At 59.2% G+C, this 22614-nt stretch carries 24 protein-coding genes; 14 read left to right on the top strand and 10 right to left on the bottom strand.

Annotated features, from left to right (window positions below):
• Positions 1 to 117: 117 nt before the first annotated feature.
• The gene (locus IV01_RS16150) at positions 118 to 1134 is read right to left on the bottom strand and encodes a LacI family DNA-binding transcriptional regulator (RefSeq protein WP_032627681.1); all 1017 of its coding nucleotides are present in this window, start codon (positions 1132 to 1134) and stop codon (positions 118 to 120) included.
• A gap of 267 nt (positions 1135 to 1401) precedes the next feature.
• On the opposite strand from IV01_RS16150, the gene IV01_RS16145 reads away from it, so the two are divergent.
• The 7 genes from IV01_RS16145 to IV01_RS16120 all read left to right on the top strand — a co-directional run bounded on the left by IV01_RS16145 (position 1402) and on the right by IV01_RS16120 (position 10022).
• Positions 1402 to 3075: an ABC transporter substrate-binding protein gene (locus IV01_RS16145; RefSeq protein WP_032627682.1), complete on the top strand. Its 1674-nt coding sequence runs from the start codon at positions 1402 to 1404 to the stop codon at positions 3073 to 3075.
• A 472-nt stretch (positions 3076 to 3547) separates the two neighbouring features.
• Entirely contained in the window at positions 3548 to 4501 is a 954-nt protein-coding gene (locus IV01_RS16140; protein ID WP_032627683.1) for an ABC transporter permease, read from the top strand.
• Between the two features lie 2 nt (positions 4502 to 4503).
• The gene (locus tag IV01_RS16135; protein ID WP_032627684.1) at positions 4504 to 5397 is read left to right on the top strand and encodes an ABC transporter permease; all 894 of its coding nucleotides are present in this window, start codon (positions 4504 to 4506) and stop codon (positions 5395 to 5397) included.
• A gap of 2 nt (positions 5398 to 5399) precedes the next feature.
• Positions 5400 to 6473 carry an ABC transporter ATP-binding protein gene (locus IV01_RS0124860; protein WP_050507400.1) on the top strand — a complete coding sequence of 358 codons (1074 nt, stop codon included), beginning with the start codon at positions 5400 to 5402 and terminating at the stop codon, positions 6471 to 6473.
• The gene (locus tag IV01_RS16130; RefSeq protein ID WP_032627685.1) at positions 6470 to 7477 is read left to right on the top strand and encodes an ABC transporter ATP-binding protein; all 1008 of its coding nucleotides are present in this window, start codon (positions 6470 to 6472) and stop codon (positions 7475 to 7477) included. The genes IV01_RS0124860 and IV01_RS16130 overlap by 4 nt, the downstream gene beginning before the upstream one ends.
• On the top strand, positions 7474 to 8646 hold the full coding sequence (locus IV01_RS16125; RefSeq protein WP_032627686.1) for an amidase: 1173 nt from the start codon (positions 7474 to 7476) through the stop codon (positions 8644 to 8646). Before IV01_RS16130 ends, IV01_RS16125 begins: the two co-directional genes overlap by 4 nt.
• A gap of 128 nt (positions 8647 to 8774) precedes the next feature.
• Positions 8775 to 10022, top strand: coding sequence for a Zn-dependent hydrolase (locus IV01_RS16120; protein ID WP_032627688.1), 1248 nt, complete (start codon positions 8775 to 8777; stop codon positions 10020 to 10022).
• Between the two features lie 145 nt (positions 10023 to 10167).
• Here IV01_RS16120 and IV01_RS16115 read toward each other — a convergent pair whose 3' ends face one another.
• From IV01_RS16115 to IV01_RS16085, 7 genes are all read right to left on the bottom strand, one after another.
• Complete coding sequence (locus IV01_RS16115; protein WP_032627689.1) at positions 10168 to 10980, bottom strand: class I SAM-dependent methyltransferase; 813 nt, start codon at positions 10978 to 10980, stop codon at positions 10168 to 10170.
• Positions 10981 to 11290: 310 nt separating this feature from the next.
• Positions 11291 to 11902, bottom strand: a complete 612-nt coding sequence (locus tag IV01_RS16110) for a PqiC family protein (protein ID WP_032627690.1) — start codon at positions 11900 to 11902, stop codon at positions 11291 to 11293.
• Entirely contained in the window at positions 11899 to 13581 is a 1683-nt protein-coding gene (locus IV01_RS16105) for an intermembrane transport protein PqiB (RefSeq protein ID WP_032627691.1), read from the bottom strand. Before IV01_RS16105 ends, IV01_RS16110 begins: the two co-directional genes overlap by 4 nt.
• On the bottom strand, positions 13574 to 14188 hold the full coding sequence (locus IV01_RS16100) for a paraquat-inducible protein A (protein WP_032627692.1): 615 nt from the start codon (positions 14186 to 14188) through the stop codon (positions 13574 to 13576). The genes IV01_RS16105 and IV01_RS16100 overlap by 8 nt, the downstream gene beginning before the upstream one ends.
• Positions 14185 to 14817, bottom strand: a complete 633-nt coding sequence (locus tag IV01_RS16095) for a paraquat-inducible protein A (RefSeq protein ID WP_032627768.1) — start codon at positions 14815 to 14817, stop codon at positions 14185 to 14187. The genes IV01_RS16100 and IV01_RS16095 overlap by 4 nt, the downstream gene beginning before the upstream one ends.
• 298 nt (positions 14818 to 15115) lie before the next feature.
• Positions 15116 to 15409, bottom strand: a complete 294-nt coding sequence (locus IV01_RS16090) for a protealysin inhibitor emfourin (RefSeq protein WP_032627693.1) — start codon at positions 15407 to 15409, stop codon at positions 15116 to 15118.
• Between the two features lie 27 nt (positions 15410 to 15436).
• Entirely contained in the window at positions 15437 to 16504 is a 1068-nt protein-coding gene (locus IV01_RS16085; protein ID WP_032627694.1) for a M4 family metallopeptidase, read from the bottom strand.
• A 150-nt stretch (positions 16505 to 16654) separates the two neighbouring features.
• Between IV01_RS16085 and IV01_RS16080 the strand changes: the two genes are divergently transcribed.
• From IV01_RS16080 to IV01_RS16070, 3 genes are all read left to right on the top strand, one after another.
• A complete protein-coding gene (locus IV01_RS16080; RefSeq protein WP_032627695.1) occupies positions 16655 to 16930 on the top strand; it encodes a hypothetical protein in 276 nt (91 codons plus the stop codon).
• A gap of 45 nt (positions 16931 to 16975) precedes the next feature.
• Positions 16976 to 17329 carry an SPOR domain-containing protein gene (locus IV01_RS16075; RefSeq protein WP_032627696.1) on the top strand — a complete coding sequence of 118 codons (354 nt, stop codon included), beginning with the start codon at positions 16976 to 16978 and terminating at the stop codon, positions 17327 to 17329.
• A gap of 112 nt (positions 17330 to 17441) precedes the next feature.
• Entirely contained in the window at positions 17442 to 17942 is a 501-nt protein-coding gene (locus IV01_RS16070; protein WP_032627697.1) for a hypothetical protein, read from the top strand.
• Positions 17943 to 18162: 220 nt separating this feature from the next.
• On the opposite strand, the gene IV01_RS16065 is transcribed toward IV01_RS16070, so the two are convergent.
• Positions 18163 to 18483 carry a DUF883 family protein gene (locus tag IV01_RS16065; protein ID WP_032627698.1) on the bottom strand — a complete coding sequence of 107 codons (321 nt, stop codon included), beginning with the start codon at positions 18481 to 18483 and terminating at the stop codon, positions 18163 to 18165.
• A gap of 163 nt (positions 18484 to 18646) precedes the next feature.
• Between IV01_RS16065 and IV01_RS16060 the strand changes: the two genes are divergently transcribed.
• Positions 18647 to 18901: a hypothetical protein gene (locus IV01_RS16060; RefSeq protein WP_032627699.1), complete on the top strand. Its 255-nt coding sequence runs from the start codon at positions 18647 to 18649 to the stop codon at positions 18899 to 18901.
• A 30-nt stretch (positions 18902 to 18931) separates the two neighbouring features.
• Here the strand turns inward: IV01_RS16060 and IV01_RS16055 are convergent, their stop codons facing one another.
• The gene (locus tag IV01_RS16055) at positions 18932 to 19411 is read right to left on the bottom strand and encodes an LEA type 2 family protein (protein ID WP_032627700.1); all 480 of its coding nucleotides are present in this window, start codon (positions 19409 to 19411) and stop codon (positions 18932 to 18934) included.
• A 322-nt stretch (positions 19412 to 19733) separates the two neighbouring features.
• Here IV01_RS16055 and IV01_RS16050 point away from each other — a divergent pair, with 322 nt between their 5' ends.
• From IV01_RS16050 to IV01_RS16040, 3 genes are all read left to right on the top strand, one after another.
• The gene (locus tag IV01_RS16050) at positions 19734 to 20501 is read left to right on the top strand and encodes a 3-hydroxyacyl-CoA dehydrogenase (protein ID WP_032627701.1); all 768 of its coding nucleotides are present in this window, start codon (positions 19734 to 19736) and stop codon (positions 20499 to 20501) included.
• 41 nt (positions 20502 to 20542) lie between these two features.
• Positions 20543 to 21733, top strand: coding sequence for an acetyl-CoA C-acyltransferase (locus IV01_RS16045; protein WP_032627769.1), 1191 nt, complete (start codon positions 20543 to 20545; stop codon positions 21731 to 21733).
• Between the two features lie 78 nt (positions 21734 to 21811).
• Positions 21812 to 22585 (top strand): enoyl-CoA hydratase, encoded by a 774-nt coding sequence (locus tag IV01_RS16040; RefSeq protein WP_032627702.1) that lies wholly within the window; start codon positions 21812 to 21814, stop codon positions 22583 to 22585.
• Positions 22586 to 22614 lie beyond the last annotated feature (29 nt).

Raw genomic sequence — 22614 nt, forward strand, 5'->3', positions numbered from 1 at the left:
AGCTTGCTCGCGAAGGCGGTGTCCTGATTTCAAGGGATGTTCAGGAATTCTGGCCCCTTCGCGAGCAAGCTCGCTCCCACAAAATCACCTTGATTTAATAAGTTCCGTTTTGCCTGATTAGACTTTGTAGCCGCTACTGCCCCGCACCACCAGGGTTGCCGGGAACCGGTGGGACTGCACTGCTTCCCCGGCAATCACTCGCAACAGGGTTTCAACGGCCCGCACGCCTTGGGCATGCATGCTGGTGCTGATGCTAGTCAGCTGCAGATGCGCCGCCAGGGGGGTGTCGTTGTAGCCCACCACCGCAATGTCTCGTCCGGCTTCCATCCCCCGATTGCGTAGAGCGCCAAACAGGCCAATGGCGAGAAAGTCGTTCACGGCAAAAATTGCCGTGGGCGGCTGCGGGTGGGCCAACAATTGCTCGCCGATCGTGAAGCCGGTTGCCGTATCGAAATGGCCGGGGATGATGCGTTCAGGTTCGATCTGGATGCCGCGCTGGTGGTAATACTCGACGAAGCTGGCGGTGCGCTCCCGGGCGTTGCTGCTGTGGGGTTCGCCGGCAATGACTGCAACGCGGGTATGGCCTTGGGCGAACAGGTGTTCAGCGGCAAGACGTCCGCCCATTTCGTCATCCGAGGTGACCGAACAATGGGGCGCGCGCCGCCTGCTGACCAGCACGAACGGCACCCGACGCTCGGCCAGTTCCTCAAGAAACCCAGGCTCCGGCGTGCAGTGCACATCACTGATGATCAAGCCCTCGACGTTGCGCGCCAATGCGCGCTCGGCCAGTTCGCGCTGGCGCTCCGGGCGGTCCAGGGTATTGGCGACGAACGAGGTATAGCGACGGGCGCTGGCCGCTTCGTCAATGCCTTCATACACCGTGGCCAGGACGATGTCCGATAGCCTCGGCACCAGAATCGCAATCTCATGGCTATGACGGGTTTTCAGGGTTCTGGCGTGGGTGTTGGGTTGATAGTCAAGGCTCGCGGCCAGCGCACGAATGCGCTCGATGGTGTCTTTGGACGCAGCGCGACCGGCGTGATCCAGCGTGCCGTTCAGTACGCGTGACACGGTCGAGACGTGCACATTCAGTTGCTGAGCGATGCCGCGAAGGGTAGCCGGTCGTTTATTCATGAGTGGTGCCTGGTCTCGGTGAGTGGGGCATCCAAGCCTTTGCGCCACCATGGAGCGCCGCGTACCAAAAGATTGCACGAACGAGCGCGCAACACTACCCAAACGTTTGGGTAGTTTTCCGGATTGATTTTTCATCCGCTGTAACTTGCTGAATCGTTTCTGTTTTTCGGCCTCTGAAGAATCGCTGCAGAGCGACAGAGAAAAAGTTGGTATGGGCATTGCGTTGCACCCTTCAGCTCTCCTTACCTGACTGATGGGAAACTCGCCATGACGCATGCTTATGCAACCCGCGCACGTAGTTTTACCCGACTGGCACTGGCCTGCTCGGTAGCGATTGGTGCCTTGTCGCCGCTGGCGGCAATGGCCGAAAGCACTTTGCGTATCGCCATGACTGCAGCGGACATCCCGTTGACTCACGGTCAGCCGGATCAAGGCTATGAGGGCAACCGTTTCACCGGCATCACCATGTTCGACTCCCTGGTGGAGTGGGACCTGTCCCAAGCCGATAAACCCGCCGGTCTGATCCCAGGTCTGGCCACTGAATGGGCCGTCAACCCTGACGACCACACCAAGTGGATTTTCAAACTGCGCCCCGGCGTGAAATTCCACGATGGTTCGGCTTTCAATGCGGACTCGGTGGTGTGGAACGTCAACAAGGTGCTGGACAAACAGGCTCCGCAATACGCACCGGGCCAGATTGGCATGACCGTATCCCGGATGCCGACCCTGCGCAGCGCGAAAAAAATCGATGACTTGACTGTCGAGCTCACCACCAGCGAACCGGATGCGGTGCTGCCGTATAACCTGACCAACCTGTTCATGGCATCGCCAACAGCCTGGCAGAAAGACTTCGCCGCCGTTCCTGCCGCCACGACCGATCCAGCCGAGCGTTCCAAGCAAGCCTGGACTGCGTTCGCCAGCCACTCGGTTGGCACCGGGCCATTCAAGATGGATCGCATGGTGCCGCGCCAGGAACTGGTGCTGGATAAAAACCCGGGCTATTGGGATCCCAAGCGCATTCCCAAGGTTGACCATGTGGTGCTGATCCCGCTGCCAGAGGCCAATGCCCGGACCGCCGCGCTGTTGTCAGGCCAGGTGGACTGGATCGAGGCCCCGGCGCCGGATGCCGTGGAGCAGATCAAGAGCAAGAAATTCAAAATCTACTCCAACGGCCAGCCGCATCTGTGGCCTTGGCAGTTCTCCTTCGCGCCTGGCTCGCCATGGCTGGATAAACGCGTGCGTCAGGCCGCCAACCTGTGTCTGGATCGCAGCGAACTGAAGGCATATCTGGGCGGTTACATGCAGGAAGCGACGGGCATCTACGAGAAGGATTCGCCGTGGTATGGCAACCCTGAATTCAAGATCAAGTACGACCAGGCCGCCGCGCAGAAACTCATGACCGAGGCCGGCTTCAGCAAGGACAAGCCGGTCAAGGTCAAGGTCCTGACCTCGGCCTCCGGTTCCGGGCAGATGCAGCCGTTGCCGATGAATGAATACATCCAGCAAAGCCTCAAGGGCTGCTATTTCGACGTGGACATCGCGGTGACCGAATGGAACACCTTGTTCAGCGGCTGGCGTCTGGGGGCCAAAGATCCGGCGGCTCAGGGCGCCAATGCGATCAACGTCAGCGCGGCGGTCATGGACCCGTACTTCGGCATGGTGCGTTTTGCCAGCGAGAAGGCCTACCCACCGGTGTCCAACAACTGGGGTTATTTCGCTTCACCCGAAGTGGAGAAGCTGATCACCACCGTGCGCAACTCATTCGATTCCAAGGCGTTGGACGAGGCGGCCGGCAAGCTGCACGCGGCGATTGTCGATGAGACACCGTTTCTGTTCGTTGCCCACGACGTTGGCCCGCGTGCCATCTCGCCGAAAGTCACGGGCGTGGTACAGCCACAGAGTTGGTTTATCGATTTGAGTCTGGTCTCCAAACAGGACTAAAGAAGCCTGTTGTGGACATGCTGCTTACCTGTTGGAGCGAGGCTCGCCCGCGAAGAACGATAACGCGGTGTAACTGATTAACCGCGTCGACTGGTTCACGGGCAAGCACCGCTCCCACAGATGACCGCATTTTCTGTTGGAGCCGGGCTTGCCCGCGAAGAACGATAACGCGGTGTAACTGATTAACCGCGTCGCCTGAATCGCGGGCAAGCACCGCTCCCACAGGTGACCGCATTTTCTGTTGGAGCCGGGCTCGCGCGCGAAGAACGATAACGCGGTGTAACTGATTAACCGCGTCGACTGGTTCACGGGCAAGCACCGCTCCCACAGGTGACCGCATTTTCTGTTGAAGCCGGGCGCGCCCGCGAAGAACGATAACGCGGTGTAACTGATTAACCGCGTCGATTGGTTTGCGGGCAAGTCATATCGCCGCACGCTCCAACAGCGTATTTGAACCGTGTGAGGCGACCTTATGCTTTCCTATATCTTGCGTCGCATTCTGCTTGCGACGCCGATCCTTCTGGGCGTGGCACTGGTGTGTTTCATGCTCGTGCAAATGGCACCCGGCGACCCGCTGGTTTCAGTGATGCCGCCGGATGCGTCTGAAGCCTTACGTGAACAATTGGTCAAGGCTTATGGCTTCGACAAGCCTCTGCCGGTGCAATTCGGGCTGTGGATCTGGCACGCAGTGCAGGGCGATCTGGGCACCTCGATTGCCAGTGGCCGTCCAGTGGCCAGCGAAGTCATGGGCGCTGTCAGTTACTCGCTGCGTTTGGCTTTACTGGCGACCCTGATCGGCTTTGTGCTGGGCAGCCTGTTTGGTTTTGTCGGCGGCTACTTTCAGGACAGCTGGCTGGATCGCGTGGCCTCGGCCATTTCAGCGGTGGGGGTCAGCGTGCCGCATTACTGGCTCGGCATGCTGATGGTGATCATCTTTTCCTCACAGCTGGGCTGGTTGCCCGCCACCGGCGGCGGGCCTATGGGCCAGTCGGCGTGGGCGTGGGACTGGGCACACTTTCAGTTCATGATTCTGCCGGCCATCACCTTGTCGGTAATCCCCACCGGAATCATTGCCCGTACCGTGCGCGCGCAGGTGGCGGAAACCCTGTCTCAGGAATTCATCATTGGCCTGCGCGCCAAGGGCCTGGGTGAGTGGGGCCTGTTCCGCCACGTGGTGAAAAACGCCGCGCCCACCGCAATGGCGGTCATGGGTTTGCAGATCGGCTACCTGATGGGCGGCTCGATTCTGGTGGAAACGGTATTTGCATGGCCCGGCACCGGCTTGTTGCTCAACTCGGCGATTTTTCAGCGTGACTTGCCTCTGTTGCAGGGCACGATCTGGGTCCTGGCACTGTTCTTTGTCGCGCTCAATCTGCTGGTGGACATCCTGCAGACGCTGCTCGATCCACGCATCAAAAGGGGCTGAGCATGAACCTGTCGATATTGCGACCGGCTGCGCCGGTCATTGCGCCGATTGAAAGCTCCCCAGGTTACTGGAGTGAAGTGTTCGGCCGGGTTCGTCGTGACCCGGTGGCATTGGCCGTTGGCGCGATCATCCTTGTGCTGCTGATCCTGGCGGTGTTCGGACCCTGGCTGGTGCCGGGCGATGCATTCACCACTTCAATGTTCAAGCGTTTGAAACCGATTGGCACCGAAGGCTTCCCGCTGGGCACCGACGAGCTGGGGCGGGACCTGCTGTCGCGTCTGATGCTTGGTGCTCGCCTGTCGTTGTTCATGGGTATCACCCCGGTGATCTTTGCCTTCTTCATTGGCGGCGCCATCGGCGTAATTGCCGGTTACTTCGGCGGCTGGCTGAACAGTCTGATCATGCGCACGGTGGACGTGTTTTACGCATTCCCCTCAGTTCTGCTGGCCATCGCCTTTTCCGGTGCGCTGGGTGCCGGGGTCAATAACGCCTTGCTGTCCCTGACTCTGGTGTTTGTGCCACAGGTAGCGCGTATCGCCGAGAGCGTCACCACTCAGGTGCGCAATCGGGATTACATCGAAGCGGCGCGGGCGTCTGGCGCGGGATCATTCACGATCATCCGTACGCAGGTGTTGGGCAACGTGCTGGGGCCGATCTTCGTCTTCACAACCGGCCTGATTTCGGTATCGATGATCCTGGCCTCGGGCTTGTCCTTTCTGGGGCTGGGCGTGACACCGCCAGAACCGGAATGGGGTCTGATGCTCAACACCCTGCGTACCGCCATCTACACCCAACCACTGGTGTCGGCACTGCCCGGCGCAATGATTTTCATCACTTCAATCTCTTTCAATGTCCTCGCTGACCGCTTGCGCGCAGCCATGGCAATCAGGAGCTGACGATGACCCAGCGCGATATTGGCGGTCCAGCGCAGCCACTGCTGACAGTGGAAAAACTGGTCAAACACTTCCCGGTCAAAGGTGCATTGGGCAAACGCGCCGTGGTACGTGCCGTGGACGGTATCGACTTCGTAGTCCAAAAGGGCGAGACCCTCGGCGTGGTGGGCGAGTCTGGTTGTGGTAAATCCACCACAGCACGCCTGCTGATGCAGTTAATCGAACATGACAGCGGCGAACTGGTTTTCGACGCCATGACCGTCGGCGGCCATCAACTGCCATTACGCGATTATCGGCGCCAGGTGCAGATGGTGTTTCAGGACAGCTATTCATCCCTGAACCCGCGCCTGACCATGGAGCAATCGGTGGCCTTCGGGCCGTCGGTGCACGGCGTCAGCCAGCGTGAATCCCTTCAGCGGGCCCGGGACCTGTTGGGCCGGGTGGGTCTGGAGCCGACGCGCTTTGCCGGGCGTTATGCCCATGAACTGTCCGGCGGCCAGCGTCAGCGGGTGAATATTGCCCGCGCGCTGGCGGTCGATCCGCGTCTGGTGATCCTTGATGAAGCGGTGTCGGCGCTGGATAAATCAGTCGAAGCCCAGGTCCTGAATCTATTGCTGGACCTCAAGGACAGCCTGAACCTGACCTATGTGTTCATCAGCCATGACTTGCACGTGGTGCGCTATCTCTCTGACCGGATCATGGTCATGTACCTGGGTGAGATCGTTGAAATCGGCCCTGCCGAAGCGTTGTTTTCTGATGCTCAACATCCCTATACCCAGGCGTTGCTGACGTCCATGCCGTCCATGGACCCGGCCAACAGAACCTTGTTGTCGCCCTTATCGGGGGATCCTCCCAGTCCGATCAATCCGCCGTCCGGCTGCCGCTTTCATACCCGCTGCCCCCATGCAGAGGCCATCTGCGCGCAGACCGCGCCACAGCTGACCGAAACCGACGCCCGGCATTTTGCCGCGTGCCTGATGGTGCAGCCGGGGGCAGGGCATAGCCGCAGCCCTTCACCCCAGTTGATCCATGCAGGGGCGATTCATACAGGCGCGATTCACAGAGGAGCACTGACATGAGCGAACAACCCATGGTCGCGGTGCGGGACCTCAAAGTGCGTTTCAAACGCGGCGGTCAAACCCTGTCGGCGGTCAACGGCGTTAGCCTGCAGGTGGCGCGGGGCGAAGTGCTGGCACTGATCGGCGAGTCCGGCTCAGGCAAGAGTGTGACCCTGCGGGCTTTGATGCGCTTGCATTCGGAACGCTCGACGACCATCGAAGGGCAGATCGATATCGCCGGGCAGGACCTGATGAAGCTGTCCCGCAGCCAGTTGCAGGCATTGCGTGGCCCAGTGGCGGCGATGATCTTCCAGGAACCCTTGCTGGCACTGGATCCGGTCTACACCATCGGCCAACAGATCGTCGAAGCGCTGCGCCGCCACAAGCCGATGTCCAAAAGCGAAGCCCGCGCGGCGGCCCTTGAAGCCTTGCGCAGTGTGCGCATTCCCAGCCCGGAGCAACGGCTGGATGCGTACCCCCACGAGATGTCGGGCGGCATGCGTCAACGGGCGATGATTGCCCTGGCGCTGGCCTGCCAACCGCAGATTTTGCTGGCCGACGAGCCCACCACTGCGCTGGACGCCACGGTGCAGATCCAGATTCTGATTCTGTTGCGCGAGCTGCAGCAGGCCCTGGGTCTGTCGATCATCTTCGTTACCCACGACATCGGCGCGGCGGTAGAAGTCGCCGATCGTGTGGCGGTGATGTATGGCGGGCGCATCGTCGAGCAGGCGCCTTTGGCCGAGCTGCTGGATAACCCGCAGCATCCCTATACCCGCGTCTTGCTGGGCACCCGCCCCAAGGATGGTCTGCGCAAGAGCGAGCGTTTGACCAGCATTCCGGGCGCACCGCCGGACCTGGCCAATCTGCCCGCTGGTTGCGCCTTTGCGCCTCGTTGCCCGCGGGCCAGCGATGTGTGCCTGCGTGAGGTGCCGCCTATTGAAGACATTCGTACCGAACATTCCGTGAGTTGTCACCACTGGAACCTGGACACCGTTCACTCCCTTCGCGAGTCTTTGTCATGACCGATTCTGCTTTTGCCTTCATGCCTTATCCCCACGTGGATGTACCGCGTGCAGCAAACGGTCCATTGGCGGGCTATACCTTCGCCGCCAAGGACCTGTTCGATGTCGCCGGTTATCCCACAGGCGGCGGCAATCCCCATGTGCTGGCCATGTCCGGAATCAAAACCGGCACTGCGCCGACCATTCAGCGCTTGCTGGACGCCGGAGCCGAACTGGTGGGCAAGGCGCACACCAACGAAATGGCGTTCTCCATGAGCGGCAAGAACGCCCATTACGGCACACCCCGCAATGGCGCCGCCCATGACCGAATTCCCGGTGGCTCGTCGTCCGGCTCTGCGTCGGCGGTCTCCAATGGCCTGTGTGATTTCGCCATGGGCAGCGACACCGGCGGTTCGGTGCGCACGCCTGCCAGCTATTGCGGACTGTTCGGCTTGCGACCCAGTCATGGTCGAGTTTCTCTGGAGAAGACTCAGGCGCTGTGTGAAAGCATGGACACCGCCGGTTACTTCGCCCGTGATGCCAAGGTCTTTGGCCTGGTAGGCGAGTGTCTGCTGGGCGAGGACTCAACACCTTTGCCCGAAACACCGCAACTGCTGATCAGCGACGAACTGTTCGCCATGCTGCCAGCTGCCTCCATGGACGCGCTGGCTCCGGCATTTGCGCAAATCAGCGCCTGCTGCGGCCCGCTGGAAAAGCTTGTTGGTGAGTTGCCGTCCCTGACCGATGCCTATTGGGCGTTCCGTTACATTCAGGGGCGCGAGGCCTGGCAGGCGCAGGGTGAATTCATCGAGCGCAACGGCCTGGCCCTCGGGCCTGATGTCGCTGCGCGTTTCGCCTGGAGCAAGGCCGTCACTGACGAGCAGTACAACGACGCCTGTGCCCTGCGAGAACGGTTCGCCACCCGCTGGAAAAAGCTGCTCGGTGACAAGGTACTGGTGATGCCCACCGTGCCTGATATCGCACCATTGCTCAGCGCTCTGGACGAAGAAATCGAAGAAACCCGGCGCATTTCCCATCACCTGCTGGCGATTTCCGTGCTGTGCCGCACGCCACAGCTGAACATGCCTCTGGTCAGAAAAGACGGCGTGCCACTGGGTATCTCGCTGATGGGGCCGGTGGGCAGTGACTTGAGCCTGGTGAAGCTGGCGGTACGGATTGCTGAGCAATAACCATTAGATCGGTAGGAGCGCGCTTGCCCGCGATAGCGTCAGGTCAATCAACACAGTGTTGGCTGGAAGATCGAATCGCGGGCGAGCGCGCTCCTACCCGTCAGCGCTAGTCAGACTGGAGAATTACCTTGTACACCCCATTTGATTCCAACACCCCCCTCATCAACACCCAACGCCTCTGGCAGTCACTGATGGACCTCGCCCAATTGGGTGCCACGGTCAAAGGTGGCGTCTGTCGCCTGGCGCTGACTGATCTGGATCGCCAGGCCCGTGATCTGTTCGTCAAATGGTGCGAAGACGCGGGCTGCACAGTCAGTGTGGACGCCATCGGCAATATCTTCGCCCGTCGCGCCGGGCGCAATTCCAACCGCGCTCCAGTGATGACCGGCAGCCATATCGACACTCAACCCACCGGCGGCAAGTTTGATGGCTGCTTTGGAGTCATGGCCGGGCTGGAAGTGATTCGTACCCTGAACGACCTTGGCCTGGAAACCGAGGCGCCGGTGGAAGTGGTGGTGTGGACCAACGAAGAAGGCTCGCGCTTCCCGCCGTGCATGATGGGCTCGGGAGTATTTGCCGGAAAGCTGGACCTGGCTGAAACCCTGGCCAAGCAGGATGAACAAGGCCTGGTGGTCGGTGAGGAATTGCAGCGCATCGGCTATGCCGGCAGCAGGGCCGTGCTGGGCCACCCTGTGGGAGCATATTTTGAAGCGCATATCGAACAGGGGCCGATTCTCGAAGATCAGACCAAAACCATTGGCGTGGTGATGGGCTGTCTGGGGCAAAAGTGGTTCGACCTGACCCTCACGGGCGTAGAGGCACATGCCGGTCCAACGCCAATGCATCTGCGCAAAGATGCTTTAGTGGGGGCGGCTAAAGTGGTCAGCGCGGTCAATCGCATCGCCTTGCAAAGCCAGCCCCATGCGTGCGGCACGGTGGGTTGCCTGAACGTTCATCCTGGCTCGCGCAATGTGATTCCTGGCGAGGTGAAAATGACCATCGACTTCCGCCATCTGCATGCCGACAAATTGCAGGCGATGGTGGACGATCTGCGCCAGACCATTGAGCAGACCTGCACGCAACATGGCTTGAGCTTCGAACTGACGCCCACCGCAGACTTCCCGCCACTGGATTTCGCCAGTGAGTGCGTGGATGCGGTACGTCAGGGAGCTGCGCAGCTGGGGTTGAGCCATATGGATATTGTCAGCGGCGCCGGCCATGACGCGATCTTCATTGCTGAATTGGGCCCGGTGGGGATGATCTTCGTGCCCTGCGAAGGCGGCATCAGCCACAACGAAATTGAAAATGCTACGCCCGAGGATCTGGGAGCTGGGTGTGCGGTGTTGCTCAGGGCGATGGTGAGTGCGGCGCGGTAGGTTAATGACAACCCGGAATAACCATCTGAATCAAACAATGTTCAGTAGGAGCGCACGAGCACCGCGAGGCCGCGAAGGCGTTGTATCAGGCAGACCGCTATCGCTGCCTCGCGATGCTCGTGAGCTCCTACGAAGGGTTGAGTCATCAGCGCCTTTTTATCACCACCTCCAGATACTCGCTGGGCACCACCAGCGAAGTATCACCACCGCGATTCATCCGGTTGAGCAATTCGCTCAAGTCCCGGTGCAGGGCTGCGCCGCTTTCACCTGGCAGCGCCGCGAAGGCCTTGTGCATCGGCCCATACCAGGCGCTGAACACTTCAATGAAATGCTCGGCCGAGCGATAGCGGAAATTGTGATACCGCCGGGTCACCTGTATGTCAGCGGCTGTGTCGGCAAACAATTTATGCAGATGCTCCTCAGTGCCCCAGAGCGAAGGCGGGCTGAGCCCGGCAGGCGGTGGTAAATGCTTGCCGAGGGTTTTGAACATTTGCCCGACAAAACCTTCCGGGGTCCAGTTGGCCAGGCCGATACGACCGCCAGAGCGGCAGACCCGGGCCAATTCTCCAGCGGCGCGGACCTGGTCCGGGGTGAACATCACGCCAAATGTCGACAGCACGGCATCGAAGCTGGCGTCAGAAAAGGGCAGGGCTTCGGCATCCGCCTCCTGAAAACTGACATCGAAGTGCTCTGCGCGGGAACGCTCACGGCCACGCTCCAGCAGGCCGCACACATAGTCAGTGGAAGTCACCCGGCAACCTCGTCGGGCTGCTGCAAGAGTGGCATTGCCGTTGCCCGCGGCGACGTCCAGCACCTGTTCGTCGTAACGCAAGTCGCAGGCTTCGGCGAGTAGCTCGCCCACTAGCTGCAGAGTTGTGCCGATCACGGCGTAATCACCGCTGGCCCAGGCAGTTTGTTGTTTGGATTTCAGTGCAGGTAGATCAAGGGTTTCGTTCATGGCGGCGCACTTCCTGTCTTTTGCTGGCAGGTTTGGCTGATTGGGCTTTCAGATTAGCCGCTTTGCTTTGACAGCTTGCAAGGAGGGCGGGGCGAGCGGGTAGATGATTTGGCGATAAAAAGTGGCCTGTCCAATACCACCCCTGTAGGAGCGCGCTTGCCCGCGATGGGCTGCGCAGCAGACCGCTTTGACTGCCGAATGAAGGTCCTTCGGCCCTTATCGCGGGCAAGCGCGCTCCTACAGGGGGCCGAGTTTACTGCACGACAGCGCGGTCTCGGTTAGCACCGCTCTATCGCTTACAGGAAGTTAGTTACAGACACCGCGTTGACGTCTGCGGTACCCAAGCACCCGCCGTTTTGGCGATGTTGTCTGCCAGTCGCGATAGCGCACGCTGGTGGGCCAGCACCAGATTCTCCATGCCAATACCGGCCTGTTCGCGAATGATGCTGCTGCAGGTCAGGTTCTGCCGCTTGGTGCCGGTGCTGCGCAGACTCAAGGTCCAGACCACATCGATCAGCGCGTAGCTGTCTGCAACGGATTCAAAACGGCGTACATCCGTACGCACTGACAACACCGGTTGATCGGTGTTCTTAGGCAATCCGGCCATGTCCCGGCTACCGAACCGGCGTTCCAGCTGGCCGGTCAGGGCGTCATGAAACTCGTCACCCAGAGGTGAGCCCCAGCGTTCTGCGTCAAGTATTGCCAGGCTGCCATTACCCTGACGCACCACCAGCGGTGGCTGGTCGACTTGCACGGGCATTAACACTGGCAGCATTTCGAACTGCAAGGGCGTTGCACTCGACGCCGCCGGAGTATTGGCGCCCATGGGCGCGATCAGCGTGTAGTAATGCGTCGGTGTCGACGAGCAGGCGCTCAGCGCCAGAGTTGCGGCCAGTGCCGTCAGTGTCAGGCGCAAGGTCATTGTTGTGGCTCCAGATCGATGGCGCGGGATGAGGATGGGGCTTTGTACGAACCTGGTGCGGCGTCCCCGGTACGGCCGCGGATCAGCGCTTCCGGATGGCGGCTGAGGAAGTCGGTCAGGACTCGAACCGAGCGGGCAGTGCGCTGGACTTCGTCCATGGCCTGGCCCAACTGCTGGCGGGCCGGTGAGTCCTCACCAAGGCTGTCGTTGGCAGTATTGAGGGTTTTTTGCGCCTGCTGCAGCGTACCGCGCATTTCCGGCAATACGTTGCTGTTGACCTGTTTAAGGGTTTTCTGCAACTCGCTCAGGCTGCCATTGAGGTTTTTCGCCAGCTCATCGATGGGCAATTTGCCGAGTTTATCGACGAATGCCTGTAGCTGTTCCTGCAACTTGTCAAAGCTACCCGGGATGGTGGGGATTTCGAGCGGCCGCGCCCTGGGATCAAATACCACCTTGGGCGCCTTCGGATCGAAATCCATGGCGATATAGAGCTGGCCGGTCAGCAAGTTGCCAGTGCGTGCCTGGGCTCGCAGGCCACGGGACACGAAGGCACTCAGGATTCGCGCCGACTGTTCATCCGGATCACCGGTACCACCGAGCTGTTGCAGTTTCTCTTCAGCAGCGCCCAGACGCTTTGGGTAGATGACCGCGCCGACAAGGCCGGGAAAGGTCTGGGTGGCAGGGTCGTAGTCCAGGTCAACCGAGACCACGCGCCCAATGTTCACGCCGAGAAAGTCTACCGGGGCATTGACCACCAGCCCGCGTAGCGATTGGGCAAAGCGCATGCGGATGTAACGCGGCTCACCATCCGGTGGCGCCAGGGCCGCTGTCTGGTCGTCGAAAATCCGGAATTCGGCATTTTCCTGGGCAGGTTTGGCGTCCGGGCTCCAGTTAGGCTCGCGGAAGGCGATACCGCCGGAGATGATGGAAGTCATCGACTGGGTGTCGATCTTCAGGCCAGAAGCGCCAACCGTGACATCCACGCCACTGGCGTTCCAGAAGCGGGTGTCGGTGGTGATGTACTGGTCGTTGGGGGAGGTGATGAAGATCTCGATGTCTACTCCTTTACCGTCTTTAGACAGCTCGAAAGACACCACCTGGCCCACTTGAATGCGTCGGTAGTAAACCGGCGAGCCGATATCCAAGGAACCCAGGTCATCAGTGTGCAGTTTGAAACGTTTGCCCTTGTCGCCGAAGGTCACCGGTGGAGGTGTCTCCAGGCCCTGGAAGTCGCCTTTGGTCTGTTCCGAGCTGCCCGCATCCGCGCCGATGAAGGCTCCGGATAACAGGGTGTCGACCCCGGTAATGCCTTGTGCGCCGATACGCGGCCGCACGACCCAATACTGGCTGTCTTCCCGTGTGAACGGGCTGGCGCTGTTATTGAGCTCGATGGTGGCCAAAACGTGGGTACGGTCTTCACTGAGGGAAATGTCGGTAACCACCCCGATCACTACGTTCTTGTACTTGACCTGGGTCTTGTTGGCTTCCAGACCCTCGGCGGTGAGAAAACTCACGGTGATCTTCGGGCCAATGGACATCCAGTCATGCAGCGCCATGGACAAGCCAATGGCACCGGCCACGATCGGCACCAGCCATACTAGGGAGATACGCATCCGGCGGCGCTTGACGTCGGGGCGCGCGGGGGCCGATGGCGATGGGGGAAGGGTATTGTCAGACATCTTCAACCTCTGCGTCCCAGATAAGCCGGGGATCGAAACTCATGGCGGCGAACATCGTCATCACCACTACCAAACCAAAGAAAAGGATGCCGATTTTGGGCTCGATGGTGCTGAGCTCATGAAACTGCACAAGGGCGGCCACAAGTGCCACCACCAACACGTCAAGCATCGACCAGTAGCCGATCAGCTCGATGAAACGATAGAGCCGCGAACGCTCGTGCATGGCCCAGGTACTGCGCCGCTGACAGGTGATCAGCAACATGCCCAGCACGAGAAACTTGATAGAGGGCACCACCACGCTGGCGATGAAAATCAGCAGGGCAATATCCCACGACCCGCTTTTGAAGAATTCGATGACGCCACTCATGATGGTGTTCTGGCTGCTGTTGCCGAACATCGTGGTGTACATCACCGGCAGGACGTTGGCCGGTATGTAAAAAATCAATCCGGCGATCAGAAACGCCCAGGTCCGAATAATGCTGTTGGGTTTGCGCACGTGAACTGCGGATTCGCAGCGAGGACACTGGTGCACCGTGTCGGGGCAGGCGTACCCGCAGATATGACACAGGGCCAACCCATGCTGGTGAGCATAAGGAATGCTGCTCATGTGGGCTGAACTCCCAATTCGGTCCATAGCCGACGGATATTCTTGCCGGCAATCAACACGATCAGCACCATCAGCATCGCCATGGCCCACAAGCCCAGCCCCGGATGCACATCCAGCATGCCGGACAGCTTAACGATGGCCACCAGGATACCGAGCATGCACACCTCCAGCATGCTCCAGGGACGCAAATGCTCAAGGGCGCGCATGCAGCTCTTGAAGCCTGGGGCGACTTGGCCCTTGTGCGCATGGATCAACACCCAGAACAGCAGCGAGATCTGCAGCATTGGCGCAAGGATGATCGACAGCCCGGCGACCAGGGCAATCAGCGTAATCCGCCCTTGGGCCAAGGCTTCAACAGAGGCCCAGAGGGTGACCTCGTTGCTGAGGCCTTTCATGCTGATGCTGATGACCGGGAAGATATTGGCAAACACGAACAACACGGCTGCCGCGATGGTCAGCGCCAGCCATTGCTCAATGCTCAGGCGGTGAGCGCGGCCCAATACGGCGCCACAACGCATGCACGTGGCCGTTTCGCCTTTTTGCAGGGGATGGTCCTCATAGAGCGAGTCACAATGCTCGCAAATGATGAGATCTGCTGGGGGACTGGATTCAGGCAAAGTCGAATTCATCTGCGCCGTAATGGGGAAAGAGTCAGTCATCTAAAGAGAAGGGCGGAAAGATACCTTCTTGGCACACATATGACTGCATTTTATCGATGGTTTTTGTTTATAAATCCATTAATGCATTGACCGCGAGGGTGCGGCGACGTTCACATGTCATTGCGCCATTATTTGAACTTGTTGGAGCGAGCGGGCGGCGATTCGACTTGCCCGCAAATCAGACGCTGCGATCTGTCAGATGCTCAGCGTCATCGTTCTTCGCGGGCAAGTCGAATCGCCGCCCGCTCGCTCCAACAACGTCGACCGCTCAGCCAGCCCTCGCATGCTTCTGCAGAAATCCCAATAAGGTGCGCGCCGATTCGGGGATGTTCTGATCATCGAACTCCACGCAGATTGCATGGGCATCGTCTTCGATGGTGATCTCATACTGTTTGAGGTCGCGTGCCTGCTCCGAACGAAAGCTGGCGGACTGGCTCAGGCCGCTGTCACGAACCAGTTTTTCCAGCTGTTCTGCCTCCTCCTGCCCCAATTCAGCAGTATTCACCTCGCAGCTTTTCAGCGCGCCAATGAAACCGCCTGATTGCACGTAACACACTTTCATCGTTCAGCTCCTGTCGTCATGTAGCCGCTAAACAGTGATTCCGACAGTCTTCCAGGCCGCTTTCACTGCTTTTTTCGCTCCGGTGCCGAATTGCTTGCCGCCGGCGATTTGTACGCTGATGCGGGCGCAGTCGACAAACTGGCTGCTGCTGTGCAGTTGCAGCAGGGTCTCATACCAGATTCGTCCTGCCACTTCCCAGGCATTGCCGCCCAGCGCCTTGGCCGTCAACACGAAGGCGCGGTTTGGGATGCCGGAGTTGATATGCACGCCGCCGCTGTCCTTGGGCCCGGTATACAGATCAGCCATCGTCGCGGGCTGTGGATCGTCACCCAGTTCCGGATCGCTGACATAGGCAGTGCCGGGATGCTCCATGTCGCGAATGCCTCGTCGTGTAGGGGCGGGCACCAGCAGTTCCTTGCCAATCACCCAGCTTGAATCCTGGGCATTGGTGCCTTCTTTCCATTGGCGCACCAGGATCCCGAAAACATCCGCAAAATGCTCGTTTAGCGCACCCGATTGCCCCTGATAGGTCAGATTGCTGGTGAACGACTGTACGCCATGAGTGAGCTCATGGCCGATGACTTCCAGACTGCCGGTGAAGCGCTTGAACACCTCTCCATCGCCATCCCCATAGGCCATTTGCTGGCCATTCCAGAAGGCGTTGTTCATGGGCACGAACTCGCCCTGAAAATCGACTTCCGCGACGTGGGCTGTAGAGATCAGGGTCATGCCGTTATCGTCCAGGGAGTTGCGCTTGAACAACTGCTCATAAAAGTCATACACATCCCCAGAGCCGTCGTAGGCCTCATCCAGCGCCGGATCACCGGTAGCTGGCTGACCTTCGGCCCGGCCCAGCGTACCTGGCAAGGTATTGGTGTTTTTGGCGTCGTAGACCAGTCGGTTCTTGCCGCCATCAGGCGACTTGCGCGCCAATAGCGTGGGCATCGCTTGCGCCGAGGTGCGGAACGCGACAAACGCCGAGCTGCTTGCCAGGTTTGTGATTGCCAGGGCTCTGATACGCGCATGGGACGATTGCGCCATGTGCTCCATGATGTAAGGCGGGATGAAGCACTGCAGCGGATGACGTTCGCACATGCGCAAAGTTCTCCTGATTGATTTCAGTGATCAGCTTGCTTTGGGCAACAGTTGGCGGCGTGATGTTCCGCCCGCTCACCGGGCAGATATAAACAACGTTCGGGTGGTCATGTTGTCAAAACAGTTCACGTACTGTTTGGGGCTATCGGAATGAATAGAACTTTTACGGACGTATATCGCGAGCAGATGATAGAGGTCTTGGTCGCTTTTTCTCCAGGGCCGCCGAAAGTGGACGAGTTCGTGATCCACGTAAAGGTGACACTGGAGTGCCAGACACCTATTCCAATCGTTAAAATTTGTAACCGCGGCTACCAGTCTTTGGACGAGGCGCGCCATGCAGGCGTGGCTGTGGGGCGAGATATGGTCAATACGCTGATGCCGCAGAGCGACGAAGTGTCGCCGCGCCGAATGAACAGTTATGTGTGAAGGCAGTGGTAAACTTGCGCCCACTTTGAAAAGGAGCAAGCAGACGTGCGCAATTTGGCAATGATGATGGCGGTGTTGGCCCTGGCTGGTTGTGATGTCGGCAAAACAACCCCGCCACCCCCGAAGGTGCAGGCGGTCGCTCCCGTGCAAGCCTCTCAGGCTGCGACTGTTCAGTGGGAAATCCAGATCAACGCGAATGAAGCGCTCAGTGATATCAGCGCCTGGCTGCTGGAGCGTAGCTACCCTCCGTATCTGGTCAACATCGACGGCAAGCAGCAATTATTGATTGGTCCTTACGCAAGTGAGGCCCAGGCCGAGCAGACCCGAACCGAACTGATGGCCAAACTGGCCAAATCCCACCGTAAGGCCGCACCGGTGGTCATCGAACGCACATTCTGACGGTCCTGTCGGGCTTTTGGCCACGAATGTACAGCGACACCCGCTCGCCACTGTGCCACCCTCGGATCACGTGCTTCGAATCATTCGACGCGTGAACCCGGGAAACGCTTTTATGGACGAAATTCAACGGTTGAGCGAGTTGCTGAGCGCCAATCAACGCAATGAAGAACATAAGCACCAGCAGTTCCACGCTGACCTGGCACAGTGGGAAACCAGCATTCGCACACTTTATGAGCAGATCGAACAGTGGTTGGCGCCGCTGATCGCCAGCGGTCAGATCGTGACCGAGTACGAGCCGCATCTGGCACAAAGCAAAGGTTACCCCGACGAAAACTCGCCGTTTCGCACCCAGCGTCTGACGTTGACCATCGCCGGGCGACAGGTCGTGTTCATCCCGGATGCAATGGGGCCAAAGGGTCTGGTTTCGATTGTGGCTACCGGATTGAGTCTGCATGGCCAGGAGCAGGTCTCACTAAGCTGCGTTGACGCGACTCAGGGCAAGCAATGGATGGAGAAAAAGCGAATCGGCGTAAAAGAGTCCGACGCCCAGCCGTTTACGGCGGATTATTTCGCCAAGCAGCTGCAGGCGTTGGTGCCGATGCATAGCGTGTGAGTTTATTAGAAACGAAGGCGAGTAGGACCGGCCTTAGTTGGGAGTGCAGCGTTGCTGACGAATGAGCTGCAGCGGATGTACTGACATCCTCCCGGCTAAAATGGCGCGCTGTCTGGGCGATCCTATAAAGGCTGCGAATCGCGGTATATGAGAAATAACGCTTTCGCAGCCTTCGGCAGCTCCTACAGGTCCCCGTGTTCAGGGGACAGTCGGAAGCTAATCAGTCGCGACGACCCAGCAACAGGCCAACCACCAGGCCGAAACCGGCAGAGATCGCCACGGTCTGCCATGGATGACCACCGATGTAGCTTTCTGTGGCTTCAACCACTGGCTTGGTGCGCTCGCGCACGCTAGCTACCGAATCGGCAGCTTGCTTCAATTTCAGGCTCAACTGGGCGCGCAGGGTCTCTGCGTCTTCGCCCACCAGTGCGGCACTGTCCTTAAGCAACTTGTCGGACTCTTCAATCAGCGCCTGAAGCTCGCTGAAAGCCTGATCCTTGATTTGTTCTGCGGAAGTTTGAGCGGCAGTTTTACGAGCCATGATGTTTTCCTTTCAATGATGATGGCAGTGACCAATGGAGTCGTGAGCATTGGGAAAAGTTGCAGTGCACTGTAGGACATAAGTTACTTGCGTCGAGGAAATGACCGGAAACCTCGCCAGACAGGTGTAAGATGCACCCGGTTTTTAGTCACAGGTGACCCTTATGAGTTTCAATCTAGCCAACCGGCCGCTCCCTGAACGCGCAGCTCTTGAAGACGAGAAGTCCCGGCTTTTTGATCTGTGGCAGAGCAATCTGGGCAAGGCCAAGGGCGATGCCGCGCGTCTGTTCGGCGAGCGAGCCAAGCGCAAAGGCAAGTGGTCGGAGTGGGTCCGCTCCGAGCTAGACGGCATGAATCCGCCTGAATACGCCAATATGGTCCGCAGCGAAGTTAATCGCCTGATGGCCGCCAGCAAGTAAGTTTAGACCTGTACCTTTCTGGTACCGGCCCTACCAAGTCCCCCCAGCAGGCTGGGGAAGGCTCAGCACGCCACTGTCGCTGAAGCGCATGGTCCCAAATAGACCGCCCGCGAGCTTGCCACGCAAGGTGTAGGGCAGGTTATCCAGACTTTGTGTTTGCGTCAGGCCCACCGCCTGGCGCAAAGCGGCGAACGCCGAGACGCTGACAGGCACGACCAGTACCCCTTCGGAAAAACGCCCAATAGTGCCTTGTTGATCGCTGACCCCTGAGGCCAGCAACTTGCCGTTGACGTCCAGATCCAGGGCGACGCCGGTGTAATCGATCGCGGTCTCGTTAGGGTTCTGCAAGCGCAGCTTGACCGCCATGCGCACCTCAAGTCCTTGGCCCGGCAGCGGCTCTATGCCCACCACGTTGATATTCAGCGGGTCGCGGTTGGGGAGTAGCGCGCAGGCCGACAGCGTGACCATCAGCAAACTGAGCAGTAGAGCGCGAAGAGGGCGTGAAGACATGCGCATGATTCCTGTGGGCTGTTTGCGGTAATACCTGATCGGACCGCCTGCGCCGATATTCGTTTTAGCTCACCCATGAATTGAAATGCGCCCCCCCTCCTGTAGGAGCGAGCTAGCTCGCGATAGCGTTTGGTCAGGCGCTAATTATCGACAGAAATACCGCTATCGCGAGCAAGGTGGAGCGCCACCCCGGTCGCTCCTACAGGGGGTGGTGTGAGTCTCGGATGGCGAACCAGCGTTGCCCCTTGCCTGAGACCACCGACGGCGCGACTATTGCGGGGCTGCAACAATAAAACAACGATAAAAATAGTTAGAGGCACTCATGGATATTCGAGGAAAGGTATTTCTGGTCAGCGGCGGCGCGTCTGGTCTGGGCGCTGCTACCGCGCAGATGCTGATCGGGCAGGGCGCAAGGGTCATGCTGGCGGACATCAATCCCGATGCGCTGGCCTTGCAGGTCGACAAGCTCGGTTCAAGCGCCCGCGCGGCAGTCACTGACGTCAGCCAGGAAGCCTCGGCGCAAGCCGCAGTGGACGCAACCGTCGAGGCATTCGGAGGACTGCACGGGCTCATCAACTGCGCAGGCATCGTCGGCGCGCAGAAAATTCTTGGCAAGGAAGGCCCTCATGATCTGATGAGCTTTCGTCAGGTCATCGACGTCAACCTGATCGGCAGCTTCAATCTTCTGCGCCTGGCCAGTGCCGTCATGGCCGAAGGCGCAGCCGATCATGGGGGCGAACGTGGCGTGATCATCAATACCGCCTCAGTGGCTGCATATGACGGCCAGATTGGTCAGGCGGCCTATGCGGCCTCCAAAGGCGCGATTGTCAGCATGACCCTGCCAGCCGCCCGGGAGCTGGCGCGCTTTGGCATCCGGGTGATGACCATCGCCCCAGGCATCTTCGAAACCCCGATGATGGCGGGCATGACCCCTCAAGTGCGCGAATCTCTGGCGGCCGGCGTGCCATTTCCGCCCCGACTGGGCAAACCAGAGGAATATGCTTCGCTGGTCCGACACATTCTTGAAAATCCCATGTTGAACGGCGAGGTCATCCGACTCGACGGCGCCTTGCGTATGGCAGCCAGATGAGCCGCAAGGCCAAGGAGGAGGTCATGTCGAACGAAAACTCAATGACGCGCGATGATCCGGTAGTGATCGTCAGTGCCGTCCGCACCCCAATGGGCGGCTTTCAAGGCGACTTGAAGAGCCTGTCAGCCCCGGAACTGGGCGCTGCCGCGATTCGAGCAGCCGTAGAGCGCGGCGGGATCGCACCTGAAGATGTCGAGCAAGTGCTGTTTGGTTGTGTGCTGTCCGCAGGCCTGGGCCAGGCCCCTGCGCGGCAAGCGGCGCTGGGTGCCGGGCTGGCAACGTCCACCCGTTGCACCACCCTTAACAAGATGTGCGGTTCAGGCATGCAGGCGGTCATCCTGGGGCATGACATGCTGTTGGCCGGCAGTGCCGAGATCGTCGTGGCGGGCGGCATGGAGAGCATGTCCAATGCGCCTTACCTGCTCGATCGTGCCCGTAGTGGCTATCGCATGGGCCATGGCCGCGTGCTGGACCATATGTTTCTAGATGGCCTCGAAGACGCCTATGAGCCTGGTCGGTTGATGGGCACCTACGCCGAGCAGTGTGCGCAAACCCATAACTTCAGTCGGGAAACTCAGGACGCATTTGCCCTGAGTTCTTTGACCCGCGCACAAGAAGCCATCAGCCAGGGCTGGTTCGACGCGGAGATCGTTCCGCTGACCGTCATGGTCGGTAAGGTGCAAGAACAGATCAGCCAGGACGAACAACCGCCCAAGGCTCGGCCAGACAAGATCCCTACGCTTAAGCCTGCATTTCGCGAGGGGGGTACCGTTACCGCCGCCAATTCCAGCTCCATTTCCGATGGGGCCGCTGCGTTGTTGTTAATGCGTCGCTCCACAGCGCAGCAACGGGGACTCAAGCCTTTGGCAATCATCCACGGACATGCCGATTTCGCTGATGAGCCGGGGCTGTTTCCAACAGCGCCCATCGGCGCCATAAAGCAGCTCACAAAAGACCTGAGATTGAGCCTTCAAGATATTGATTTATATGAAATAAATGAGGCTTTCGCGGTCGTAACTCTGGTCGCCATGTCGCAACTGGATTTGCCACATGAGAAAGTCAATATTCACGGAGGCGCTTGTGCATTGGGCCATCCTATTGGCGCCTCAGGGGCGAGGATTCTGGTAACCCTGCTCAATGCGCTGCGCCGCAAACAGTTACGTCGTGGAGTGGCGGCGATCTGCATTGGTGGGGGGGAGGCAACGGCCATCGCTGTAGAGGTCATGTACTAGCTTTAAACCTGCAGGTTTAAAGTCGTCTCTTAAAGTGATTTATCAAGTTATAGAGCGATAGATTAAGGATTAATATCAATGACTTATGAAGCTATTCTCACAGAGATTCGAGGGAGAGTAGGGCTGATCACTCTCAACCGACCCCATGCGCTTAACGCCTTGAACGCGCAATTGATCAGTGAGTTGAACCAGGCGCTGGCTCAGTTCGATGCCAGTCGTGACATCGGCTGTATCGTGCTCACCGGTTCTAGCAAAGCGTTTGCAGCGGGCGCCGATATCAAGGAAATGGCCGAGCTCACTTACCCACAGATTTACCTTGATGATCTGTTCAGCGAGAGTGACCGGGTCGCTAATCGCCGCACACCTTTGGTCGCAGCGGTGGCTGGTTTCGCACTGGGTGGCGGCTGTGAACTCGCGTTGATGTGCGATTTCATTCTGGCAGCCGATAATGCACGGTTCGGTCAGCCGGAAATCAAGCTGGGTGTATTGCCTGGGATGGGGGGCACTCAGCGCCTGACTCGCGCAGTGGGCAAAGCCAAGGCCATGGAGATGTGCTTGACCGGCCGCTTGATGGATGCCGGCGAAGCAGAGCGCGCTGGCCTGGTTGCCCGCGTTATTCCCGCTGATCAACTGCTGGACGAAGCCCTTAAGGTTGCCGCGTCCATCGCCGAGAAATCGCTACCGGTGGCCATGATGATCAAGGAAAGTGTCAATCGAGCCTTCGAGGTCAGCCTGGCAGAAGGCATCCGCTTCGAGCGCCGGGTGTTTCACGCTGCCTTTGCCAGCGAAGATCAGAAGGAGGGCATGGCGGCATTCATTGACAAGCGTGAGCCCGTATTCAAGGGGCGGTAACCGGCGCGGCACTAACCGGTGAGTAGCGC

It is taken from the genome of Pseudomonas syringae, assembly GCF_000737245.1.
GTDB classification, from domain to species: domain Bacteria; phylum Pseudomonadota; class Gammaproteobacteria; order Pseudomonadales; family Pseudomonadaceae; genus Aquipseudomonas; species Aquipseudomonas syringae_J.